The organism is Brevundimonas sp. P7753, from assembly GCF_013386595.1.
Taxonomy (GTDB): Bacteria; Pseudomonadota; Alphaproteobacteria; order Caulobacterales; family Caulobacteraceae; genus Brevundimonas; species Brevundimonas bullata.
Map to the genome: position 1 here is coordinate 1 of NZ_JACARP010000101.1, position 10232 is coordinate 10232.

Here is a 10232-nt window from a genome sequence, read left to right on the forward strand (position 1 = left end):
CGCCCGCCGTCCCCCGGCTCCAGCCCGCTCCGCCCCTGGCGGTCACCGAGTCGGCGCCCAGCCGGCCCGCGCCGGCCTTGCCCGCGCGCCGGCCCGCCAAGGACAAGGACGAAGAGGAGGCCGCCGCCGGCGGTCCGCCCTCGGCGCCGGCCCCCCGCATGACCATGCCCGCCCCAGGCGGCGCCCCGGCGCCGGCTGCGGGCGGCGTCACCGACGCCTGGCGGTTCGCGCCCGAGGGTCAGAGCGGCCGCAACGCCCGCGCCCTGCGCCTGTCGCCCAGCGGCTGCCCCTCGACCGGCGTCCTCACCCAGGGCGAACGCGACATCTGCGACGAGCGCTTCAACGCCCGCGCCGCCGAGGGCGCCCAACGTCCCATCACCGGCAGCGGCAACGCCGCACGCGACGCCCGCTTCGCCCGCGAAGGCGCCCGCGAGATGCAGCGCTACGAAGCCCAGCGCCGCCCCTTGTCAGGCGGCGTCGGCGTGGTCGGCGCAGTGGACTGCCCCGGCTCGAACTTCGGCAACGGCTGTGCAGGGTCCCATCTGGACTCATCGTTGCAGATGGACTCAGCCCGCAACGTTCAGACCCGTCGCGACGGCCCGCCGGCCTCTGGACGCCCGGCTACGCCCGGCGCCGCCGCGCCTCGCGAGCCGCAATAGAAAAAGGGCGGCGCTGTCGCCAGCGCCGCCCCCTTCAGTCTTCAGTTCCGAAACGGATCAGTCGTCCGACTTTTCCAGTTCCAGCGCCAGGTCGGCCGGCAGCGGCTCGATGGCGTCTTCGCGGGCCTGCGTCAGCTCCGCGTCGCGCTGGTTCGCCAGCTTCTGCAGCGAGCGCAGATAGGCGCCCGTGCCCGCCGGGATCAGACGGCCGACGATGACGTTTTCCTTCAGGCCTTCCAGCATGTCCTTCTTGCCGTGGACCGAGGCGTCGGTGAGGACGCGGGTGGTCTCCTGGAAGGACGCCGCCGAGATGAAGCTGCGGGTCTGCAGCGACGCCTTGGTGATGCCCAGCAGGACGGGCTGCGTGGTGGCCAGACGACCGCCGCGCTTCTCGACCTTGGCGTTTTCCAGAACGGCTTCGGCCACTTCGACGGTGTCGCCGCGGATCAGGGTGGTTTCACCCGAATCCAGGACTTCGACCTTCTGCAGCATCTGACGGACGATGACTTCGATGTGCTTGTCGTTGATCGGCACGCCTTGCAGTCGGTAAACCTCCTGCACTTCGTTCACCAGATACTCGGCCAGCGCTTCGACGCCCTGGATACGCAGCAGGTCGTGCGGGTCCGGGTTGCCGTCGATGATGTAGTCGCCCTTCTGGATCAGATCGCCGTCGTGGACGGAGATGTGCTTGCCCTTCGGGATCAGGAACTCGACCGCCTCGCCCTGCTCGCCGTCGGCGTTGACCTCCGGCGTGATCTTGATGCGGCGCTTGTTCTTGTAGTCGCGACCGAACTCAACGCGGCCATCCATTTCGGCGATGACGGCGCAGTCCTTCGGACGGCGGGCTTCGAACAGCTCGGCGACGCGCGGCAGACCGCCGGTGATGTCGCGGGTCTTGGCGCCTTCGGTCGGAACACGGGCGATGATCTCGCCGGGCTTGACCTCGTCGCCGTTGGACACGGACAGAACGGCGCCCACGGGCAGCAGGTAACGGGCGTCAGAGCCCGAAGCCAGCTTGGCGTAGGTATCGCCCAGGGTCACGCCCATGGCCGGACGCAGGTCCGAACCGCGGGGGCTGGCGCGCCAGTCGGAAACCACGCGCTGGGCGATGCCCGTCGCTTCGTCGGTTTCTTCGCGGACCGACAGGCCCTCGACCAGGTCTTCGAAGCGGATCACGCCGCCGACTTCCGTCAGGATCGGGGTGGTGTAGGGGTCCCACTCCGCCAGACGTTGGCCCTTGGCGACATCGGCGCCTTCCTTGACGCGCAGACGGGCGCCGTACGGGACCTTGTGGGTCTCGCGGTCCTTGCCGTCGACGACGATGGTGACGACGACGTTGCGGCTCATGGCCACCAGGTCGCCGTGCGCCGCCGTAACGGTCGGGCCGACGATCTTGGCCTTACCGGCGTTGGTCGCCTCGTAGAACGAGGTTTCCGCCACCTGGGCCGTACCGCCGATGTGGAAGGTACGCATCGTCAGCTGGGTGCCCGGCTCGCCGATCGACTGGGCGGCGATGACGCCGACCGCTTCGCCGATGTTGACGTTGGTGCCGCGCGCCAGGTCACGACCGTAGCACATGCCGCAGATGCCGGCTTCGGCCTCACAGGTCAGGGCCGAACGGACCTTGATCGACTGGACGCCGGCAGCGTCGATGACTTCGATCTCTTCTTCCTGCAGGTAGGTGTCCGCAGGGAACAGGATCTTGTCGCCGCCCGGCTCCTTGATGTCCTCGGCCGCATAGCGACCCAGGACCCGTTGGCCCAGCGAGACCAGCACGTCGCCGCCTTCGACCACGGCGCGCAGGGTGATGCCGCGCGTCGAGCCGCAGTCTTCCTCGGTGACGATGGAGTCCTGCGCCACGTCCACCAGACGACGGGTCAGATAACCCGAGTTGGCGGTCTTCAGCGCGGTGTCGGCCAGACCCTTACGGGCGCCGTGGGTGGAGTTGAAGTATTCAAGGACGGTCAGACCTTCCTTGAAGTTCGAGATGATCGGCGTCTCGATGATCTCGCCCGAGGGCTTGGCCATCAGGCCGCGCATCCCACCCAGCTGCTTCATCTGCGCCTGCGAACCACGGGCGCCGGAGTTGGCCATCATGAAGACGGAGTTGATGTCCGGCTCCTGACCCTTGATCAGGACGCGAGGCTGAGCGATCTCGCCCATCATCTCGTCAGCGATCTTGTCCGTGGCCTTGGCCCAGGCGTCGACGACCTTGTTGTACTTCTCACCCTTGGTGATCAGGCCGTCGGCGTACTGTTGCTCGTACTCTTCCACCTGGGTGCGCGTTTCCGCGACCATCTGGGCTTTCTTGGCGGGAATGACGATGTCGTCCTTGCCCACGGAAATGCCGGCCTTGGCGGCTTCACGGAAGCCCAGCTGCATCATCTGGTCGGCGAAGATGACCGTCGCCTTCTGACCGCAGTGGCGATAGACCTGATCGATCAGGTTACCGATTTCCTTCTTGGTCAGGTTCTTGTCGAGCAGGCTGTAGCCGATGTTGGCGTTGTGCGGCAGCAGCGCACCCAGCTTCATCCGGCCAGGGGTCGTGTCGATGACCTTGGTGACGATCTCGCCGGCCGCGTTCATCTCGGTCCAGCGCGCCTTGATCTTGGTGTGCAGGCCGACGACCTGGGCGTCCAGGGCGGCGTCGATTTCACCCATGTTGGCGAACAGCTTGCCTTCGCCCGGCTGGTTTTCCTTGACCAGCGACAGGTAGTACAGGCCCAGGACGATGTCCTGCGACGGCACGATGATCGGCTTGCCGTTGGCGGGCGACAGGATGTTGTTCGTCGACATCATCAGGACGCGCGCTTCGAGTTGCGCTTCCAGCGACAGCGGGACGTGAACAGCCATCTGGTCGCCGTCGAAGTCGGCGTTGAACGCGGTACAGACCAGCGGGTGCAGGCGGATGGCCTTGCCCTCGATCAGCTTCGGCTCGAACGCCTGGATGCCCAGACGGTGAAGCGTCGGCGCGCGGTTCAGCATGACCGGGTGTTCCCGGATCACTTCTTCCAGGATGTCCCAGACCTGCGGCTGCTCGCGCTCGACCATGCGCTTGGACTGCTTGACGGTGCCCGACAGGCCCTTGGCGTCCAGACGCGCATAGATGAAGGGCTTGAACAGCTCCAACGCCATCTTCTTCGGCAGGCCGCACTCGTGCAGCTTCAGCTCGGGGCCCACGGTGATGACCGAACGGCCCGAGTAGTCGACGCGCTTGCCCAGAAGGTTCTGACGGAAGCGGCCCTGCTTGCCCTTCAGCATGTCGGCCAGCGACTTCAGCGGACGCTTGTTGGCGCCCGTGATCACGCGACCACGACGACCGTTGTCGAACAGGGCGTCGACCGACTCTTGCAGCATCCGCTTTTCGTTACGGATGATGATGTCGGGCGCGCGCAGCTCGATCAGGCGCTTCAGGCGGTTGTTACGGTTGATGACCCGGCGATACAGGTCGTTCAGGTCCGACGTCGCGAAGCGGCCGCCGTCCAGCGGCACCAGAGGACGCAGTTCCGGCGGGATGACCGGCACGATGGTCAGGATCATCCACTCGGGCTTGTTGCCCGACTCGAGGAAGGCCTCGATCAGCTTCAGGCGCTTGGACGCCTTCTTGGCCTTCATTTCCGAAGGGCTGTCAGCCAGCTCGCCGCGGTGGCGTTCGGCTTCGGCGTGCAGGTCGATGCCCATCAGCAGGTTGCGGACGGCCTCGGCGCCGATTTCAGCCGTGAAGCCGTCGTCGCCGTATTCTTCCTGATAGCGATAGAACTCGTCTTCCGTCAGCAGCTGGTTCTGCTTCAGCGGGGTCAGGCCCGGCTCGGTGACGATATAGTTTTCGAAGTAGAGGACGCGTTCCACGTCCTTCAGCGCCATGTCCAGCATCAGCGAGATGCGCGACGGCAGCGACTTCAGGAACCAGATGTGGGCGACCGGGGCGGCCAGGTCGATGTGACCCATGCGCTCGCGGCGAACGCGGGCCAGCGTGACTTCAACGCCGCACTTCTCGCAGATGATGCCCTTGTACTTCATGCGCTTGTACTTGCCGCACAGGCATTCGTAGTCCTTGGTCGGGCCAAAGATACGGGCGCAGAACAGGCCGTCACGCTCGGGCTTGAACGTCCGGTAGTTGATGGTTTCCGGCTTCTTGATCTCGCCGAACGACCACGAACGGATCTTCTCCGGCGAGGCCAGGGCGATCTTGATCTGGTCGAAGGTCGGCGTGACCGGGACCGGGTTGAAGATGTTCAGGACTTCCTGGTTCATCTTTTTTCCTTCTGCGGGAATGCCCCGCGAAAATTCATTCAGAGAGGAGAGGCGGTCGGACCGCCCTCCCCCGCCAGGCGGGAGAGGGCTTCAGTTTCCGATCAGCTGTTCTCCAGCTCCACGTTCAGGCCCAGCGAGCGCATTTCCTTGATGAGCACGTTGAAGCTCTCGGGAATGCCGGCCTCGAAGCTGTCGTCGCCGCGGACGATGGCCTCGTAGACCTTGGTGCGGCCGGCCACGTCGTCGGACTTCACCGTCAGCATTTCCTGCAGGGTGTAGGCGGCGCCGTAAGCTTCCAGAGCCCAGACCTCCATTTCCCCGAAGCGCTGTCCGCCGAACTGCGCCTTACCGCCCAGCGGCTGCTGGGTGACGAGCGAGTACGGGCCGATGGAGCGGGCGTGGATCTTGTCGTCGACCAGGTGGTGCAGCTTCAGCATGTAGACGTAGCCGACCGTGACCGGACGCTTGAACTGCTCGCCCGTCTGACCGTCGAACAGGATCGACTGGCCCGAACGATCCAGACCGGCCGATTCCAGCAGGTCCTCGATGTCCGAGATGTGCGCGCCGTCGAAGACCGGGGTCGCGAAGGGCACGCCCTTGGCCAGGTTCTGCGCCAGCTCGATCAGGTCTTCGTCCGATTCCGGCAGCGGGGTGTCGGCGCCGTAGATTTCGGTCAGACGCGACACCAGGGCGTCGCGCATGCCGCCGTCCATCCACTGCTCCAGCAGACCCGTGATCTGCTTGCCGAGGCCGGCCGAGGCCCACCCCAGGTGGGTTTCGAAGATCTGACCGATGTTCATGCGCGAAGGCACGCCCAGCGGGTTCAGAACGATGTCGACGTGGGTGCCGTCGTCCAGGTGCGGCATGTCCTCGATCGGCAGGATCTTGGAGATGACGCCCTTGTTTCCGTGACGGCCGGCCATCTTGTCGCCCGGCTGAAGCTTGCGCTTCACGGCCACGAAGACCTTGACCATCTTCATGACGCCCGGCGGCAGTTCGTCGCCGCGCTGCAGCTTCTCGACCTTGTCTTCGAAGCGACGGTCGAGCGCCTTACGGGCGTCCTCGAACTGCTTCTTCATGGCCTCGAGCTCGCCCATCGCCTTCTCGTCGTCGAGGGCGATCTGCCACCACAGGCCCTTGGACACTTCAGCCAGCTTCTCTTCGGTCACTTCGCCGCGTCCCATGCCCTTCGGGCCCGAGACGGCGTCCTTGCCGAGCAGCAGCGGCTTCAGGCGGCCATAGACGTTGCGCTCAAGGATCTTGAGCTCATCGTCACGGTCCTTGCCGAGGCGTTCGATTTCAGCGCGTTCGATGGCCACGGCGCGCTCGTCCTTGTCGACGCCGTGACGGTTGAAGACGCGCACGTCGACGACCGTGCCGGCGACGCCGGGCGGCAGACGCAGGCTGGTGTCGCGCACGTCCGAAGCCTTCTCGCCGAAGATGGCGCGCAGCAGCTTCTCTTCCGGCGTCATCGGGCTTTCGCCCTTCGGCGTGACCTTGCCGCACAGGATGTCGCCCGGCTGGACTTCGGCGCCGATGGCCACGATGCCCGCTTCGTCGAGGTTGCGCAGGGCTTCCTCGCCGACGTTGGGGATGTCGCGGGTGATTTCTTCCGGGCCCAACTTCGTATCACGCGCCATCACTTCGAACTCTTCGAGGTGGATGGAGGTGAAGATGTCGTCGCGCACGATGCGCTCGGAGATCAGGATGGAGTCTTCGAAGTTGTAGCCGTTCCAGGGCATGTAGGCGACCAGGACGTTACGGCCCAGAGCCAGTTCGCCCAGGTCTGTCGACGGGCCGTCGGCGATCACGTCGCCGGCCTTCACTTCATCGCCCACGCGCACGATCGGGCGCTGGTTGATGCAGGTCGACTGGTTCGAGCGCTGGAACTTCGACAGGCGATAGATGTCGACGCCCGAACGACCCGCGTCCACGTCGCCGGTGGCGCGCAGAACGATACGGGTGCCGTCGATCTGCTCGACCACGCCGTCACGACGGGCGATCACGACCGCGCCGGAGTCCACGGCCACGACCGCTTCCATGCCGGTGCCGACCAGCGGCGCGTCCGACTGCACCAGAGGCACGGCCTGACGTTGCATGTTCGCGCCCATCAGTGCGCGGTTGGCGTCATCGTTTTCCAGGAAGGGGATCAGGGCCGCAGCGACCGAAACGACCTGCTTCGGCGACACGTCCATCATGTCGACGTCGGCCTTGGTCAGCAGCTGGGATTCGCCGTTGATCCGGCCGGGGACCAGGTCCTCGACGATCTCGCCGTTTTTCAGTTCGATGTTGGACTGGGCGATAACGTGCTTCGCCTCTTCCATGGCCGAGATGTAGACCACCTCGTCCGTGGCCTTGCCGTCCTTCACGCGACGATAGGGGCTCTCGATGAAGCCGTACTTGTTGACGCGCGCGTGGGTGGCCAGCGAGTTGATCAGACCGATGTTCGGGCCTTCCGGCGTTTCGATCGGGCAGATGCGGCCATAGTGGGTCGGGTGAACGTCGCGGACTTCAAAGCCGGCGCGCTCACGGGTCAGACCGCCCGGGCCAAGCGCCGAAAGGCGACGCTTGTGGGTGATCTCCGACAGCGGGTTGGTCTGGTCCATGAACTGCGACAGCTGCGACGAGCCGAAGAATTCACGCACCGCAGCCGCGGCCGGTTTGGCGTTGATCAGGTCGTGCGGCATGACCGTGTCGATATCGACCGAGCTCATGCGCTCCTTGATGGCGCGCTCCATACGCAGCAGACCGACGCGGTACTGGTTTTCCAGCAGCTCGCCGACCGAACGCACGCGACGGTTGCCCAGGTTGTCGATGTCGTCGATCTCGCCGCGGCCGTCCTTCAGGCCGACCAGGATCTGCAGCACCTTCAGCACGTCGTCCTTTTGCAGGACGCGGATTTCGTCGGAAACCTCGGGGGTCTCCAGACGCATGTTCATCTTGACCCGGCCCACAGCCGACAGGTCGTAGCGTTCGCTGTCGAAGAACAGCGAGTTGAACATGGCTTCGGCGGCTTCCGGGGTCGGCGGCTCGCCCGGACGCATGACGCGATAGATGTCGAACAGGGCGTCTTCACGACCCGTGTTCTTGTCCACGCGCAGGGTGTTGCGCATGTAGGCGCCGACCGTGACGTGGTCGATGTCCAGCACGTCGATGGTGGTGAAGCCGTGCTCTTCCAGCAGGGCGATCGATTCCGCGTCCAGCTCGTCGCCGGCCTCGGCGTAGATCTCGCCGGTCTCATAGTTGACGGCGTCGGCGGCCAGATACTTGGTCAGCAGGGCGTCAGCCGCCAGCGACAGCGAAGTCAGACCGCCGTCGGCAAGCTTCTTGGCGGCGCGGGCGCTGATCTTCTGACCGGCCTGGGCGACCACTTCGCCGGTGTCGGCGTCGACCAGGTCGAACTCCGGCTTCACGCCGCGCCAGCGTTCCGGCTTGTAGGGCGTGACCCAGCCTTCGCCGCGCTTCTCGTAGGGCACGGTCTCGTAGAAGGTCTTGAGGATTTCCTCGCCGTCCATGCCCAGGGCCAGCAGGAAGCTGGTGGCCGGCAGTTTGCGGCGACGGTCGATACGGACGAAGACCACGTCCTTGGCGTCGAACTCGAAGTCCAGCCACGAGCCGCGGTAGGGAATGACGCGGGCGGCGAACAGCAGCTTGCCCGACGAGTGGGTCTTGCCCTTGTCGTGGTCGAAGAAGACGCCCGGCGAACGGTGCATCTGCGAGACGATCACGCGCTCGGTGCCGTTGACGATGAAGGTGCCCTTGTCCGTCATGAGCGGAATGTCGCCCATGTAGACGTCCTGCTCCTTGATGTCCTTGACCGAACGGGCGCCCGTTTCTTCCTCGGTCTCAAAGACGATCAGGCGCAGCTTGACCTTCAGCGGCGCGGCATAGGTCATGTCGCGCTGGATGCATTCTTCGACGTCGTACTTGGGGTCCTCGAACTCGTAGGACACGTACTCCAGGACGGCGCGCTCGTTGAAGTCCTTGATCGGGAAGACCGACTTGAAGACCGCCTCGATGCCCTGGTCCTTGCGAACGCCGCTGCGCACTTCGCGCTGCAGGAACTGCTCGTAGGAAGCGCGCTGAACCTCGATCAGGTTCGGCATCTTCACCGCTTCGGGGATACGCCCGAACGAGTGACGAATGCGCTTCTTTCCGGTGAACGAGGTGGCGGAGGCGATCTTACCCAGGGCGAGACCGTCAGTGGAGTTTGCCATTCTGTTTTCCCAATCGCGAGCCGATAAGGGCCCGACGTCAATGCAGCAGCCACGGCCCGCCATTCGGCGATCCGTGACCGTAAGTTCTCTCGGCGCCCACCCTCGATCCGCTGCGGGATCAGGGCGCCTGAAATATGCTCGCCCCTTGGGAAAGGGACGACGCCTGCGCACCGGTCGGAGGGCGACAAACCGGGCCTCGGCGCTTTCGCGCGGGATTCATGGAATCTGCGGAGCGGCATATATACGCCGATCTCCGGCGAAATAAAGGCCCCGCACCTCTTTCTCCCTCCCCGTCCGGGGAGGGTGGTCGCGCAGCGACCGGGTGGGGGCGGCCAGGCGAAACCTCCCCACCTTTTTCTCCCGTCATCCCGGGGCGGCGCAGCCGAACCCGGGACCCAGACGGCGGACATAGGCGCCGTCCCGCCAGGATCAAACGCCTGGGTCCCGGCTCTCCGCTCCGCTGCGGCCGGGATGACGGCGTGTTGAGGCCCTCATCGACACCGCCACGCCTTGTGATAAGCCTAACCGTTATGAACCGCATCATTCTGCCCGCGCTCGCCGCATCCGCCCTCGCCCTGACCCTGTCGGCCTGCGCCTCCGCGCCCGCCACGACGGCCCAGGTCGTCCCGCAAGGTCCCGCCACCCAGGAGAACTGGGAGGTCGGCCAGACCGCCTATCTGATGTGGAACGGCCAGCGCAGCGGCTGGACCACCACCCCTTCGGGCCTGCAGTACCGCCGCGTCGGCAAGGCCAACCGCAACGGCGTCCAGCCGGTCGCTACTGACACCGTTAAGGTCCACTATCGCGGCACCTTCATCGACGGCCGCGAGTTCGACAGCTCCTATTCGCGCAACGAACCGACCAGCTTCCCCCTGAACCGCGTCATCAAGGGCTGGACCGAAGGCGTCGCCCTGATGCGCACCGGCGAGACCTATGAGTTCGTCATCCCCGCCGACCTCGCCTACGGCTCCCGCTGGATGGGCACGGAAATCCCCGCCAACTCCACCCTGCGCTTCACCGTCGAACTGCTGGAAGTGAACCCGGCCGCATAAATCTTCTCCCTTCCCCCTCGAGTGGGGAAGGGCCGGGGATGGGGGTGAGG

3 protein-coding genes and 1 pseudogene are annotated in these 10232 nt (G+C 65.4%); 2 read left to right on the plus strand and 2 right to left on the minus strand.

The annotated features are described in order from the left end of the window. Positions 1–659, plus strand: a pseudogene (locus HX774_RS16445) (hypothetical protein); the annotation flags it as partial. A gap of 57 nt (positions 660–716) precedes the next feature. Here the strand turns inward: HX774_RS16445 and rpoC are convergent. Continuing rightward, complete coding sequence (gene rpoC, locus HX774_RS16450; protein WP_114818748.1) at positions 717–4913, minus strand: DNA-directed RNA polymerase subunit beta'; 4197 nt, start codon at positions 4911–4913, stop codon at positions 717–719. Positions 4914–5014: 101 nt separating this feature from the next. After that, entirely contained in the window at positions 5015–9130 is a 4116-nt protein-coding gene (gene rpoB, locus HX774_RS16455) for a DNA-directed RNA polymerase subunit beta (protein WP_178828546.1), read from the minus strand. 530 nt (positions 9131–9660) lie between these two features. Here rpoB and HX774_RS16460 point away from each other — a divergent pair. Next, entirely contained in the window at positions 9661–10182 is a 522-nt protein-coding gene (locus HX774_RS16460) for an FKBP-type peptidyl-prolyl cis-trans isomerase (RefSeq protein WP_178828548.1), read from the plus strand. Positions 10183–10232: the final 50 nt, after the last annotated feature.

Excerpts from the sequence above, each read along its gene's own strand:
- rpoC (WP_114818748.1), bottom strand. The coding sequence starts at position 4,913 with ATGAACCAGGAAGTCCTGAACATCTTCAACCCGGTCCCGGTCACGCCG.
- rpoB (WP_178828546.1), bottom strand. The coding sequence starts at position 9,130 with ATGGCAAACTCCACTGACGGTCTCGCCCTGGGTAAGATCGCCTCCGCC.
- HX774_RS16460 (WP_178828548.1), top strand. The coding sequence starts at position 9,661 with ATGAACCGCATCATTCTGCCCGCGCTCGCCGCATCCGCCCTCGCCCTG.